12 protein-coding genes are annotated in these 13,900 nt (G+C 66.9%); 3 read left to right on the top strand and 9 right to left on the bottom strand.

Annotated elements, in window-relative coordinates:
* Position 1: 1 nt before the first annotated feature.
* The 6 genes from AC0Z2B_RS11915 to AC0Z2B_RS11890 all read right to left on the bottom strand — a co-directional run bounded on the left by AC0Z2B_RS11915 (position 2) and on the right by AC0Z2B_RS11890 (position 6,651).
* Positions 2-811 carry an ABC transporter permease gene (locus tag AC0Z2B_RS11915; protein WP_476296844.1) on the bottom strand — a complete coding sequence of 270 codons (810 nt, stop codon included), beginning with the start codon at positions 809-811 and terminating at the stop codon, positions 2-4.
* Complete coding sequence (locus tag AC0Z2B_RS11910; protein ID WP_476296842.1) at positions 801-1,751, bottom strand: ABC transporter permease; 951 nt, start codon at positions 1,749-1,751, stop codon at positions 801-803. Before AC0Z2B_RS11910 ends, AC0Z2B_RS11915 begins: the two co-directional genes overlap by 11 nt.
* Before the next feature lies 1 nt (position 1,752).
* A complete protein-coding gene (locus tag AC0Z2B_RS11905; protein WP_476296840.1) occupies positions 1,753-2,781 on the bottom strand; it encodes an ABC transporter ATP-binding protein in 1,029 nt (342 codons plus the stop codon).
* Between the two features lie 102 nt (positions 2,782-2,883).
* Entirely contained in the window at positions 2,884-4,035 is a 1,152-nt protein-coding gene (gene ydcS, locus AC0Z2B_RS11900; protein ID WP_416422789.1) for a putative ABC transporter substrate-binding protein YdcS, read from the bottom strand.
* A 102-nt stretch (positions 4,036-4,137) separates the two neighbouring features.
* Complete coding sequence (locus AC0Z2B_RS11895; RefSeq protein WP_476296959.1) at positions 4,138-5,598, bottom strand: gamma-aminobutyraldehyde dehydrogenase; 1,461 nt, start codon at positions 5,596-5,598, stop codon at positions 4,138-4,140.
* A gap of 138 nt (positions 5,599-5,736) precedes the next feature.
* A complete protein-coding gene (locus AC0Z2B_RS11890; protein WP_476296838.1) occupies positions 5,737-6,651 on the bottom strand; it encodes a LysR family transcriptional regulator in 915 nt (304 codons plus the stop codon).
* Between the two features lie 178 nt (positions 6,652-6,829).
* Here AC0Z2B_RS11890 and AC0Z2B_RS11885 point away from each other — a divergent pair, with 178 nt between their 5' ends.
* The gene (locus AC0Z2B_RS11885) at positions 6,830-8,014 is read left to right on the top strand and encodes a GGDEF domain-containing protein (RefSeq protein ID WP_476296836.1); all 1,185 of its coding nucleotides are present in this window, start codon (positions 6,830-6,832) and stop codon (positions 8,012-8,014) included.
* Between the two features lie 4 nt (positions 8,015-8,018).
* Here the strand turns inward: AC0Z2B_RS11885 and AC0Z2B_RS11880 are convergent, their stop codons facing one another.
* From AC0Z2B_RS11880 to AC0Z2B_RS11870, 3 genes are all read right to left on the bottom strand, one after another.
* Positions 8,019-8,708: a YoaK family protein gene (locus tag AC0Z2B_RS11880; RefSeq protein WP_476296834.1), complete on the bottom strand. Its 690-nt coding sequence runs from the start codon at positions 8,706-8,708 to the stop codon at positions 8,019-8,021.
* Positions 8,709-8,789: 81 nt separating this feature from the next.
* Positions 8,790-10,073 carry a sensor histidine kinase gene (locus tag AC0Z2B_RS11875; RefSeq protein ID WP_476296832.1) on the bottom strand — a complete coding sequence of 428 codons (1,284 nt, stop codon included), beginning with the start codon at positions 10,071-10,073 and terminating at the stop codon, positions 8,790-8,792.
* Entirely contained in the window at positions 10,066-10,737 is a 672-nt protein-coding gene (locus AC0Z2B_RS11870) for a response regulator transcription factor (protein ID WP_416422794.1), read from the bottom strand. Before AC0Z2B_RS11870 ends, AC0Z2B_RS11875 begins: the two co-directional genes overlap by 8 nt.
* A gap of 136 nt (positions 10,738-10,873) precedes the next feature.
* On the opposite strand from AC0Z2B_RS11870, the gene AC0Z2B_RS11865 reads away from it, so the two are divergent.
* Together AC0Z2B_RS11865 and AC0Z2B_RS11860 are read left to right on the top strand one after the other, a co-directional pair.
* The gene (locus AC0Z2B_RS11865) at positions 10,874-13,135 is read left to right on the top strand and encodes a TonB-dependent receptor (RefSeq protein WP_476296830.1); all 2,262 of its coding nucleotides are present in this window, start codon (positions 10,874-10,876) and stop codon (positions 13,133-13,135) included.
* Positions 13,135-13,857, top strand: a complete 723-nt coding sequence (locus tag AC0Z2B_RS11860; RefSeq protein WP_476296828.1) for a tetratricopeptide repeat protein — start codon at positions 13,135-13,137, stop codon at positions 13,855-13,857. Before AC0Z2B_RS11865 ends, AC0Z2B_RS11860 begins: the two co-directional genes overlap by 1 nt.
* Positions 13,858-13,900: the final 43 nt, after the last annotated feature.

The raw sequence follows: 13,900 nt of genomic DNA, 5'->3' as shown, positions 1-13,900 counted from the left end.
GTTATTTGCCGCCACTGCCGGCCACGCTTTCGCCGCCGCGTGTCAGGTAGTAGGCGCCCAGGATCGGCAGCATGGTCACCAGCATCACCAGCATGGCGACCACGTTGGTCACCGGCACGTCGCGCGGGCGGCTGAGCTGGTTGAGCAACCAGATTGGCAGCGTGCGCTCGTGGCCGGCGGTGAAGGTGGTGACGATGATTTCGTCGAACGACAGCGCGAACGCCAGCATGCCGCCGGCCAGCAGCGCCGAGCCCAGGTTGGGCAGGATGATGTAGCGGAAGGTCTGCCAGCCGTCCGCGCCCAGGTCCATGGACGCCTCGATCAGGCTGTGGGAGGTGCGCCGCAGGCGGGCGATGACGTTGTTGTAGACGATCACCACGCAGAAGGTGGCGTGGCCGACGACGATGGTCATCAGCCCCGGCTCGATGCCCAGGCTCTTGAACGCCGACAGCAGGGCGATACCGGTGATGATGCCGGGCAGGGCGATGGGCAGTATCAGCATCAGCGAGATGCCTTCCTTGCCGAAGAAGTTGCGCCGGTACAGCGCCGCGGAGGCCAGGGTGCCGAGCACGATGGCAATCAGCGTGGCCACGCAGGCCACCTGCAGCGACAGCTTGATCGACTCCACCACGTCGGTGCGGGCGAAGGCCACGCTGAACCACTTCAGGGTGAAGCCCTGGGGCGGAAAGCTGAAGGCGGCGTCTTCGGTGTTGAAGGCGTACAGGAAGATGATCAGGATCGGGAAGTGCAGGAACACCAGCCCGCCCCAGGCAGCCAGGCGTAGCCCGATGGAGGGTTGTTCAGAGCGCATCGAAGGCCCCCAGGCGTTTGACGATGGACAGGTACACCGCGATCAGCACGATGGGCACCAGGGTGAACGCTGCGGCCATGGGCATGTTGCCGATGGCGCCCTGCTGGGCGTAGACCATGCTGCCGATGAAGTAGCCGGGCGGCCCGACCAACTGCGGCACGATGAAGTCGCCCAGGGTCAGCGAGAAGGTGAAGATGGAACCGGCGGCGATGCCCGGCACCGACAGCGGCAGAATCACCTGCAGAAAGGTCTGCCGTGGCTTGGCGCCCAGGTCGGCCGAGGCTTGCAGCAGCGACGGCGGCAGGCGTTCCAGCGAGGCCTGGATGGGCAGGATCATGAACGGCAGCCAGATGTACACGAACACCAGGAAACGCCCCAGGTGCGAGGTGGACAGGGTGCTGCCGCCAATGCCAGGAATGCCCAGCACCGCCTGCAGCAGCGGCTCCAGCCCCAGGTGCTGGACGAACCACTGGGCCACGCCGCCCTTGGCCAGCAGCAGGGTCCAGGCGTAGGCCTTGACGATGTAGCTGGCCCACATGGGCATCATCACCGCGATGTAGAAAAACGCCTTGGTCTTGCCCGTGGTGTAGCGCGCCATGTAATAGGCGATGGGGAAGGCCACCAGGGCGCTGGCCAGCGACACCGCCACGGCCATTACCAGGGTGCGCTGGATGATGTCGAAGTTCGCCGGGTTGAACAGCGCAGCGAAGTTGGCCAGGGTCAGCTCCGGGGTGACCGTCATGCTGAAGTCGTCGAAGGTGTAGAACCCTTGCCACAACAGGTTCAGCAGCGAGCCCAGGTAGATGGCGCCGAACCACAGCAGCGGCGGTACCAGCAGCAACGACAGGTACAGGTTGGGCTTGCGGTACAGCAGGTTCCACAGCCGCCGCAGGGGCGAGTAGTCCGCCAGCGGCGCCGGTTTTTCCAGGGCCAGGCTCATGTCACAGGCCCTCGCTGTCGCGCAGCGCGGTCATCGCCTCGCGTGCCCAACGCGCGCTCAGGCGCTGGCCGGGCTGCAGCACGATGCTCGGCTCCTGCCATTGGTTGTTGGCCTGGCTGATGGCGATCACCTGGCCGCTTTCAAGCTTCAGCTCGTAACGGGTGGAGCTGCCCTGGTACTGGATGTCGTGCAGTACGCCGTCCACCTGCACTTCATGGCTGGTGGAGGCCTCGCCGAAGCGGATGTGCTCCGGGCGGATGGAGAAGGGCAGGTCGCTGCCGCACACCAGGCGCGCCGCCTCGCCGCGCAACACGTTGGAGGTGCCGACGAACTCGGCGACGAAGGGGGTGGCGGGCTTCATGTACAGGTTGCGCGGGCTGTCCACCTGCTCGATGCGGCCTTTGTTGAACACCGCCACGCGGTCGGACATGGACAGCGCTTCGGTCTGGTCGTGGGTGACGAAGATGAAGGTGATGCCCAGCTGGCGCTGCAGCTTCTTCAGCTCGCCCTGCATCTGCTCGCGCAGCTTCAGGTCGAGGGCACCCAAGGGTTCGTCCAGCAGCAGCACCCGTGGGCGGTTGACCAGCGCGCGGGCCAGGGCCACGCGCTGGCGCTGGCCGCCCGACAGCTGCACCGGCTTGCGCTGGCCGTAGCCGCCCAGGGCCACCATCGCCAGGGCCTCCTCGGCGCGCTGCTGGCGCTCCTGCTTGCCCACGCCCTTGACCTTGAGGCCGTACGCCACGTTGTCCAGCACGTTCATGTGCGGGAACAGGGCGTAGTCCTGGAACACGGTGTTGACGTCACGCTGGTAGGGTGGCAGGCCGGCGGCCTCGGCGCCATGAATGCGAATCGAACCGCTGCTGGGCTGCTCGAAGCCTGCGATCAGGCGCAGGCAGGTGGTCTTGCCCGAGCCGGAGGGGCCGAGCATGGAAAAGAACTCGCCGTCCTGGATATCGATGGATACCCGGTCGACGGCCTTCACTTCGCCGAACACGCGGGAAACCTGGGTGAACTGGACTGCAAGCGTCATGATGCGCTACTCCGAAATACGTAAGGGACGCGGCCTCCGGCCGCTGCTACAAGCGCGTCCCCTGTAGCAGCGGCCGAAGGCCGCGTCAGGAACGGCGCGTGATTAACGGCCGCCCATGATCGCGATGTAATCCTGGGTCCAGCGGCTATACGGCACGAACTTGCCGCCCTCGGCCTGCGGGGTTTTCCAGAAGGCGATCTTGTCGAACTGGTCGACGCCATTGGTCTTGCAGCCCTCGGCCCCCAGCAGTTCGCTGCTGGTGCACGCCGCCGGTACCGCCGGCAGCGAGCCGAACCAGGCCGCCACGTCGCCCTGCACCTTGGGTTGCAGCGACCAGTCCATCCACTTGTAGGCGCAGTTGGGGTGCGCGGCCTCGGCGTGCAGCATGGTGGTGTCGGCCCAGCCGGTGGCGCCTTCCTGCGGAATGGTCGAGGCCACGGGCTGGTTGTCGGCCTTCAGGCCGTTGACCATGTAGCCCCAGGAGCTGGAGGCCACCACGCCTTCGTTCTTCACGTCGCTCATCTGCACCGTGGCGTCATGCCAATAGCGGTGCACCAGCGCGTGCTGGGCGCGCAGCAGGTCGAGCACGGCCTTGTACTGGGTTTCGTTCAACTCGTAGGGGTTCTGGATGCCCAGCTCGGGCTTGGCGCTCTTGAGGTACAGCGCCGCGTCGGCGATGTAGATCGGGCCGTCGTAGGCCTGCACGCGGCCCTTGTTGGGCTTGCCGTCCGGCAGGTCCTGGGCGTTGAACACCACGCCCCAGCTGGTGGGCGGGGTCTTGAACACGTTGGTGTTGTACAGCAGCACGTTGGGCCCCCACTGGTACGGGGTGCCGTAGGTCTGCTTGTTGACCACGTACCAGGGGCCGTCCTTCAGGCGCGGGTCGATGTTCTTCCAGTTGGGGATCAGCGCGGTGTTGATCGGCTGCACGCGCTTGCCGGCAATCAGCCGCAACGAGGCGTCGCCCGAGGCGGTGACCAGGTCGTAGCCGCCCTTGGCCATCAGGCTGACCATCTCGTCCGAGGTGGCGGCGGTCTTGACGTTGACCTTGCAGCCGGTCTCCTTCTCGAAGCCGGTCACCCAGTCGTAGTTCTTGTCGCTCTCGCCCCGTTCGATGTAGCCCGGCCAGGCAACGATATCCAGTTGCCCTTCACCGGCACCCACCGCCTTGAGCGGTTCGGCGGCCTGCAGGCTGGCGCTGGCCAGCAGGGCGGTGGTCAAGGCGCTGAGCAGTGCGGTCTTGTGCGCGTGCATGGTATCCCTCTTCTTTAAATTATGGTCGGGGCAGTGTTCGAACGGTGCAGCGGGCCTTCGTCGAGGCTGATTATTAGAGTAGTGGTGATAACGCCTGGCGGGTCAGAGGTGCTCCCCGTGGCGCGCCATGATGTGGCGCACCACGCTGTAGTCCTGCAGCGAGTCACTGGACAGGTCCTTGCCGTAGCCCGAGCGCTTGAGGCCGCCATGGGGCATTTCGCTGGCCAGCATGAAATGGCTGTTGATCCAGGTGCAGCCATACTGCAGGCGCGCGGCCACCTGCATGGCCTTGTCGAGGTTCTGGGTCCATACCGACGAGGCCAGGCCGTATTCCGATTCGTTGGCCCAGTCCACGGCCTGGCTCAGCTCGTCGAAGCGGGTGACGGTGACCACCGGGCCGAACACCTCGCGCTGGACGATCTCGTCATTCTGGCGGCAGCCGGCCAGCAGCGTCGGCTGGTAGAAGAAGCCGGGGCCCGAATGCACGGCGGCGCCGGTGATGCGTTCGATGTGTGGCTGGCTCAGCGCGCGTTCGACGAAGCTGGCCACGCGGTCGCGCTGGCGCGAGCTGATCAGTGGCCCCAGCTCGTTGTCGGCATCGCGCTTGCCGGCGAAGCGCAGCTTGCCCACCGCGGCGCCCAGTTCGCTCACCAGCTGGTCGTGGATGCCCGCCTGGGCGTACACCCGGCAGGCCGCCGTGCAGTCCTGGCCGGCGTTGTAGTAGCCGTAGTTGCGCACGCCGTCGACCACGGCGCGCAGGTCGGCGTCGTTGCAGACGATCACCGGCGCCTTGCCGCCCAGTTCCAGGTGGGTGCGCTTGAGGGTTTTCGAGGCGGCCTGGAGAATTTTCTGGCCGGTGACGATGTCGCCGGTCAGCGACACCATGCGCACCTTGGCGTGGCTGACCAGGTGGCCGCCCACGCCCTCGCCGCCGCCACAGACGATGTTCAGCACCCCGCGCGGGAGGATCTGCGCCAGCGCCGGGGCCAGTGCCAGGATCGACAGCGGCGTGTGCTCGGACGGCTTGAACACCAGGGTGTTGCCCGCTGCCAGCGCCGGGGCGATCTTCCACGCGGCCATCATGATCGGGTAGTTCCATGGCGCGATGGACGCCACCACGCCAATCGGGTCGCGGCGCACCATGCTGGTGTAGCCGGGCACGTATTCACCGGCCAGCTGGCCGGTCTGGCAGCGCACGGCGCCGGCGAAGAAGCGGAACACATCGACGGTGGCCGCCAGGTCGTCCTGGCGCGCCAGGTGTAGCGGCTTGCCGCAGTTCAGCGCTTCCAGCTGCGCCAGGCTGTCGGCCTGGCGGGCCACGGCGTCGGCGATCTGCAGCAGCAGGCTGGCGCGTTGCTGCGGGGTGGTGCGCGACCAGCCGGCGAAGGCACGGTGGGCGGCCATGATGGCGTGCTCCACCTGCTCGCTGCTGGCCTCGGCGATGTGGGTGAGCACCTCGGCGGTGGCCGGGTTGATGATCGGTTCCACCAGGCCTTGCCCCGCGACGAGCTCGCCGTCGATCAGCAGTGCGGTGCACAGGGTAGGGGGGGAAGTGCCGGCCATCTTGCGAGGTCTCTTTTCTTTTGGGCTCACGGGCAGGCTCCTTGATACAGGCAGCCCGGGCACGGATTGTCTCGGTGGTTAGAGACTAGTGCGCGGGCGAGTGGGCTACAAATTCTAAATACTGAATGCAGCATTCGATTAAATCGATAGCCTGCGCCCAGCGTTGGGTTGTTCGCGGGCCACGGTCAGGAACGGGTCCACCAGCGCCGGCCGCGCGGTGCCACGGCGCCAGGCCAGGCCCACGTCCAGGGTCTGGGTCAGGTCGGCCAGCGGCCGTGCCTCGATGATGTCGCCTTCCAGCGACCAGGGCCGGTAGGTCATGTCCGGCTGGATCGACACCCCCAGGCCCGCCGCCACCAGGCTACGCACGGCCTCGGTGGAGGCGGTGCGCAGGCTGATGCGCGGCGTCAGGCTGGCGTGGGTCCACAGGCGTTGGGCGTTGCGGTCCATCTCGTCGACGTTGAGCTGGATCAGCGGCTCGCGGGCCACGTCGGCCAGGGTGATGCTGTCGTGGTCCAGCAGCGGGTGCTGGGCCGGCAGCCACAGGCGGTGGGGCGAGTGGGTCAGCACTTCGGTCTGCAGGGCGTGACGGTCTTCCAGGTTGGAGACGATCAGCACCCCCACGTCGATCTCGCCGCTCACCAGCAGGTGCTCGATGTACGGGCGCTCGTCTTCCATGACGCGAAGCTCCACGTTGGGGTAGGCGCGCTGGAAGCGGGTCAGCAGGTCGGCCAGGTAATAGCCGGCCACCAGGCTGGTCACGCCGATGATCAACTGCCCGGCTACCTGGTCGGTGCTCTGCTGCAGGCTGCGCTTGGCGTTGTCGACGGTGGCCAGGATCAGGTGCGCCTGGCGCAGGAACTGATGGCCCTGGTGGGTCAGGGTCATGCCCTTGGCGTGGCGGTTGAACAGGCTGACGCCGATCTCCTGCTCCAGCTGCTGGATGGCCAGGGTAAGCGTCGACTGGGAAATGAACACCGCCTGGGCGGCGGCCGAGATCGAACCGGTCTCGGCCACGGCAATGAAATGGCGGATCTGGCGCAGGGTCATCATGGACAGGGCACTCGCAAAGTCCGTAGCAGCTGCCGCAGGCGGCGTCTGGCGCACGGGACGCAGCCTGGCGGCAGCTGCTACGGGATCTATAAAGCTGATGGGGCGAGTGTATATCTTTTTTTTCGAACGGCTGCCTGTTGGTCTATGGTAGTCGGACTCAACTCGTACCCGGTGCCCAATGTCTGTTCCCCACCCAGCACACGACGCGCAAACCCTGGCCGAAGTCGAGCGCACGATTGCCTCCGGGGTGCGCATCCTGCGGTTCAGCGATGGGCTGGAGCGTCGCTACCAGGCCGACACCGTCAGGCAGCGCCTGCAGTTCATCACCGCCGTGGGCATCGGCGGCGCGGTGGTGTACAACCTGTTCCTGCTCAGCGACTGGCTGACCCTGCGGGACATGTTCGCCTACGTGGCCGCCGGCCGCCTGCTGCTGGTCACGCCGCTGTTCATCGCCTTGCTGGTGCTGGGGCAGCGCCTCACCCGCCGGTGGGCCGTGGAAACGGCCGCGGCGGCGGGCACCGTGGTGTCGTCACTGATACCGCTGGTGGCGATGATCTACAGCCACAGCCCGTACCGGCTGCATTACCAGCTGGGGATGCTGCTGATCATGGTCTACTGCACCATGATCCAGCAGTTGCCCATGCGCTTCGCCTCGGTGGCCATGCTGTGCATGCTGGCGATCCAGCTGGTCACCACCTACCTTGCCGACTTTGCCGACTTCAGAATCTGGCAGGCCAATGCGCTGCTGTTCGTGTCCACGGTGGCGCTGCTGTTGATGGCCTCGTATTTCCAAGAGCGCGCCAGCCGGCTGAGCTACCTGTTTGCCTTGCGTGGGCGCCTGCTGCGCGAGCAGTTGTTGGACATCGCCCGCACCGACGCTCTGACCCAATTGTTCAACCGTCGTTATCAGGGCGAAGTCATGACCCAGGTGTGGGAAGAGGCGGCGGCAAGGCCGGTGAGCGTGGCGGTGATCCTGCTGGATATCGACCACTTCAAGGCCTACAACGACAACTACGGCCACCTGCAGGGCGATGCCTGCCTGGCCCAGGTCAGCCAGGCTATCCAGCAGGCCGCGCAGGCGCAGGATGCCCTAGTGTTTCGCTTTGGCGGGGAAGAGCTGCTGATTCTGCAGGTGGGCGCCGATGCCGGCCAGGCGCAGGCCTTGGGCGAGGCGTTGCGCCAGGCGGTGGCCGCGCTGGCCATTGCGCACCCGGTGCTGGGCGCCGGGGCGCGGGTGACGGCCAGCCTGGGCGTGGCGGCGGCCATGGCCCCGCGCACGGGCGCCGATGCCCTGATTGCCGCGGCGGACCAGGCCCTGTACGCCGCCAAGGCCGCCGGGCGCGATTGCCTGCGCTGCGCCTGACGGCTTACGCCAGGTCGGTCTTGCCTTCGTACACCATCACGCAGCCCCAGGCGGCCACGGCCACAGGAATCACCAGGCACCACAGCCCCACGGCCAGGTAGAGCAGCGCCGAGCCAATACAGCCCACGGTGAAGCCCAGCAGGTTGCGGCCAATGGGCCCCATGCGCGCCAGCACCACGTCGCGTTCGCCGCGGTCGCGCAGGCCGATCAGCGAGAACAGGTCGATCGCCAGTTGCGTCACGTTGCCGGTCATCAGCGTGGTCGGTGGCGCGGCTTTCAGGTGCTGGCGCGACAGCGCGTTCTGGATGGCCATGGCCGCCACGCCGACCATGCCGGTGAGCAGTGCCACCAGCGAATCACCGTCGGTGAACGGCCCCAGGCAGACCGCGCAGGCCATGAACAGCGCCAGCAGCAGGGTGTGCGCCAGCATCAGCAGGTGCAGCGACGCCAGGTTGCGCCGGTGCAGCGCGGTGGCGGCCAGGTGGGTGAAGCCCACGACCATGGCGAACACCGGCAACGCCAGCAATTTCGCCAGCGCCCCCGAGGTGCCGTGCACGATGCTCACCCCCAGGGTGACGAAGTTGCCGGTGACGTGGGCGGTGAACAGGCCCTGCAGGGCCAGGAAGCCCACGGTGTCGACGAAGCCACCGTTGAAGCTCAGGGCCGGGGCGAGGGAGGTGGGTACGGGGCGCATGGTGGGTCGTTCCTTGAGGTTGGGAGGCGCGGCCATTGTGGCCGCGAAACCGTTTCAGGAACAATTATCCAGAGGGTGAACTTATTGTTTCTGTTTTGGGGACGATGCGCAGTCCAGGCGAAAGCATGTCGGCCCGCCCTCGGGGGAATCGACGCTGATGGCCCAGCCCTGGTTCAGGCAGATACGCTTGACCAGTGACAGGCCCAGGCCGAGGTTGTCGACGCTGGGCTGAGCACCCCGGGTGAAGGGCAGGAAAATCGCCTCGTGCTGGTCGGCGGGCACGCCGGGGCCGTTGTCCTGCACCTCCACCCAGCTGTCGCCCACCCGCAGGCGAATCTCACTGCCGGTGCCGGCGTACTGCAGGGCGTTGCGCAACAGGTTGCCCAGCACCGTGCGCAGCAGCGGCAATGGATAGGCCGGCGGGGTGGCCGAGCTGCCCTGGGGTTCCACCAGCAGCGCCAAATGCAGGCGCCGCGCCTGGGGGCAGGCCTGCTGCACCTGTTCAGCCACCGCCTGGGCCAGGCTGGCGTGGGCGAACCCTAGGCAGTCGGCCTCGCCACGGGCCAGCATCAGGTAGGTGTCCAGGCGCTGGCGCATGTCCTTGATCGATGCCTCCACCTGGGCCAACTGGGCATCGGCAGCGGGGCTCAGCGGCTCCTCGTCGCGCAGCACCTCGCAGGCGCTCAGCGCTGCCATCATCGGTGTGCGCAGTTCATGGCCGACGTCGGCGGTGAACAGGCGCTCGCGCTGCAGGGCCAGTTCCAGGTGGTTGTAGGTGTCGTCGAAGGCCTGGGCGGCGGTGCCGATTTCATTGGCCGGGAAGTCCGGCGCCAGGCGGCTGGAAGGGGGCAGGGCGGTGCGCGCGCTCATGCCCGCGGCCAGGCGCTCGATGGGCCGCACCAGGCGCCGGGTGGTGATCACCCCCAGCAGCACGGCCAGCAGCACCAGGCCGCCGAGGCTGGTGACGCCGACAATCAACAGGGTCGACAGGCCGTGTTCGTAGTCGGTGTAGTCGCGCATTAGCAGGTAGCGTTGGGCGCCGTCGTCCACCACGCGCACGTGCCACAGGCGCTGGCCGCGCATCAGCTTGTAGAAGCCGGGGGACAGTTGCCGCAGGTCGGCGGGAAACTGCGCCGAGCCTGGTTGGCCGACAAAGAAGCGCCCCGGACGGCCGGCGCCACCGCTGGCGATTTCTTCACGCACGCGCTGGATGGCGATGCCCATGTCGATTTCCTGCAGGCGCACCTCCAGGCGGTTCAGGCTCAGGTCCGACAGGGCCAGCACCAGCGCGCCGGTGAGCAGGCTCACCAGCCCGTAGATCAGGATCAGCCGGCGGCCCAGGCTATGGCGGCGGCGCTCAGTCATCGGCCAGCCGGTAGCCGATGCCGTGCACGGTGCGCAGCAGGGGCAGGGCGAAGGGCTTGTCGACCACGTGGCGCAGTTGATGAATGTGGGTGCGCAGGCTGTCGCTGTCGGGCGGCGAGTCGCTCCATAGCAGTTCTTCCAGCTTGCGCCGTGCCACCACCGCAGGGCTGGCCTGCATCAGCGCCATCAGCAGGCGCAGCGGGGCGGGCGGCAGTTTCAGCGGCTGGCCGGCCCGGCTCAGGGCCAGGGTGGTGGTGTCCAGGCACAGGTCGGCCACCTGCAGCACGGCCTTGTGCTGGGGCGCGGCACGCAGCAGCACGGCGTTCACCCGCGCGGCCAGCTCGGCAAGGGCGAAGGGCTTCACCAGGTAGTCGTCGGCGCCGGCCTCGAAGCCTTCCAGGCGGTTGTCCAGGGTGTCGCGGGCGGTGACCATGATCACCGGAATGCGCCGCCCACCTTCCTCGCGCAGGCGCCGGCACAGGCTGTAGCCGTCCAGGCGCGGCAGCATCAGGTCGAGCACGATCAGGTCGAAGTCGCCGCTGCGGGCCATCTCCAGGCCCTGGGCGCCGTTCTCCGCGCAGTCGACGATGTAGTCGCGGCGGCTGAGGTAGCGGGTGATGTTCTCGAGGATAACCAGGTCGTCTTCGATGACCAGAATGCGCATGGGCGGTCCAGATTTCATGGAAATGTAACGATTGTAAAAACTTCTTAACAAGAACTTGAGAAGCGTTATCGCACAATGCGCGAAAGAGAATCGTTGTTAATTACTTTAACCCGTTGGCCCCTCCTTCGAGAACCCCATGAGCCGTCAATCCACCCTCCAACCTCGCCTGGACGTTTCCCTGGGCATGGCCGTCGCCACCCTCAGCAGCCTGACCTACGCCGCCGACCAGGTGCCCAACACCTTGCAGCTGGACCAGACCGTCATCGACGCGCCCCAGGACAACACGGCGCCCTACCAGACTGAAAAGCTCTCGGGCAGCAAGTTCACCGAGGCCCTGCGCGACACCCCGCAGAGCATCAGCGTGGTGCCCAAGCGCGTGCTGGAAGAGCAGAACGCCCAGGACCTCAAGGACGTGCTGCGCAACGTGCCCGGCATTACCTTCAACTCGGGCGAGGGCGGTGGCGGCGTTGGCGACAGCATCAACATCCGTGGCTTCAGCGCCGACGGCAACATCTACCGCGACGGCGTGCGCGACCCGGCGAAATACACCCGCTCGGAGCTGTTCAACACCGAACAGGTGGAAGTGCTCAAGGGTTCCAGCAGTTCGGGCTGGGGCGTTGGCGCCATTGGCGGGGCCATCAACATGGTCACCAAGAGCCCGGAGCTGAAGGACTTCGACACCCTGGACGTGGGCGTGGGCACGGCCAACTACAAGCGCAGCACCCTGGACATCAACCACACCATCGACGGCCTGGGCGAGGGCGCGGCCTTCCGCCTCAACGTGGTGGGCTACAAGGGCGGCGAGAACGGCCGTGACTGGATCCAGCGCGAGCGCAACGGCTTTGCGCCGTCGCTGTCCCTGGGCCTGGGCACCGACACCCGCTTCACCATTGCCTACGAATACATCCACGACAACGGCAACACCGACTACGGCATTCCGACCGTCGACGGCAGCAACGGCAGCAGCCCGCACCGCCTGGGCAGCTGGAGCAGCTACTGGGGCTGGCGCAACCTGGACAAGGAAAACAACGAGTCGCACCGCCTGAACCTGAAGTTCGCCCATGACTTCAACGACAACGTCACCTTCGACAACCAGCTGACTTACTTCCACCTGGACCACGACTACTTCGTCACCACCCCGGGTGGCACCTACTACGCCGCCAACAGCCCGGCGCCGGGCGTGATGGCCAACAAGGGTGTGTACCGTCGCTACCTCAACACCCCGTCGCGCGACCAGACCAACGCCACCTGGAGCGACCAGAGCAACCTGACGTTGCGCTTCGACACCTTCGGCATCGGCCACACCCTGGTCACCGGTATCGAGTACAGCAAGCAGACCCTGCAGGAAGACACCGGCAAGCTCACCGCCGCCGATGCCGCGACCATGAGCAACCTCACGGCCGAGAGCAACAGCTGGTCCAAGTACCCGTACTCGGCTGACACCTACACCAGCGCCGAAGTAGGCGCCGAGCAGGTCGACAAGGCCTTCTACGTGCTCGACACCCTGACCTTCAACGACCACTGGCAACTGCACCTGGCCGGCCGCCAGGACCACTACGACTCGCGCATCACCAGCAACTGGTCGCGCAGCAGCCAGACCGCAGCCTGGGTGGACGGTGGCAACTCGTCGGACTCGGAAAAAGTCACCAGCGTGCACACCGCCCTGGTCTACAAGCCGGTGGAAGAGGGCAGCATCTACCTCAGCTACGCCAACGCCCGCCAGCCCAGCAGCCTGACCGCCATCGCCCAGACCGGCGCCAGCACCGGCGACAGCACCCAGCGCGGCAAGACCATCGAGCTGGGTACCAAGTGGGATGTATTCAACGAAAACCTCAGCCTGACCGCGGCGTTGTATGAAACCAAGCGCAGCCTGACCTACACCGACGACGACACCGGCGCCACGCTGAACGTGGGCGGCGAGCAGCGCGTGCGCGGCCTGGAACTGGGCGTGGTGGGCAACATCACCGACAAATGGTCGATCTATGCCGGCTATGCCTACCAGAACGCCGTGACCCTGAAAGCCGCCAACGCCACCTCTGAAGATGGCACGGTCGGCATCGCCAACACGCCCAAGCACACCATCAGCCTATGGAACACCTGGAAGCTGCCGGGCGACAACACCTTCAGCTATGGCGTGCGCTACGAAGACACCGTGGACATCTACCAGGGCACCGGCACCGGCGCCGACTCGGTCACCAGCGCGGCGACCAAGACCACCCTGCCGGACTACGTGGTGCATGACGTGGCGTTCACCCACGCGGTCAACAAGAACATCGATCTGCGCCTGAACGTCACCAACATCTTCGACAAGCGTTACTTCACCGAATACAACGGCCGTGGCTACGGTATTCCGGGTGATGGCCGCGGCGCCACGCTGACCGCCGAGTACCGCTTCTGATGCTGGCCGATCCCGTCCTGCGCCTGGGCGTGCAGGACCGCACCGCGGTGGCACGCCTGCTGCTGGACCAGGCTGCCACCGGCAACCCCGAGGCCCAGGCGCACCTGGGCCAGGCGCTGCTCGACGGCCACGGCATCGAGCGCGACGCGGCGCTGGCCTTGCGCTGGTTTCGCATCGCGGCGGGGCGCGGGCACCTGGTGGCGCTGAACATGGTCGGCCGCTGCCTGGAACTGGGCTGGGGCTGTGCCCCGGACCTGCCCGCGGCGGCGGTGCATTACCGCGCCGCCGCCCAGCGCGGGCTGGACTGGGGCCAGTACAACTACGCCAACCTGCTCAGCCAGGGCCGCGGCGTGCCGCGCGACATGGCGCAGGCGCTGGCCTGGTACCAGCGCGCCGCCGACAGCGGCCACGCCAAGGCCATGAACCTGGTGGGGCGCTTTCACGAAGAGGGCTGGGGCATCCCGGTAAACGCCGCACTGGCGTTCGACTGGTTCCAGCGCTCGGCCCTGGCCGGGGATTTTCGCGGCCAGTGCAGCTACGCGGCGATGCTGGTGCGCCAGGGCAACCTCGACGAGGCGGCCCAGTGGGTCATGCGCGCAACGCGCACGGCCACCCCGGCGTTCCTTGCCAAGATCCGCGAAGCCGTGGCCGCCCTGCCGGCCGCCGTGTTCGCCCCCGTCATCACCGCCATCGACCAGCGCCTGGCCCCAACGGCCCCGTAGCAGCGGCCGCAGGCCGCGTCCAGCGCGCCGCGGCTTTCCTGGC

Source organism: Pseudomonas sp. GYB4201, assembly GCF_056312595.1.
Note: the sequence above shows the minus strand (reverse complement) of the source record. Positions and strands in the feature narration are given on the sequence as shown.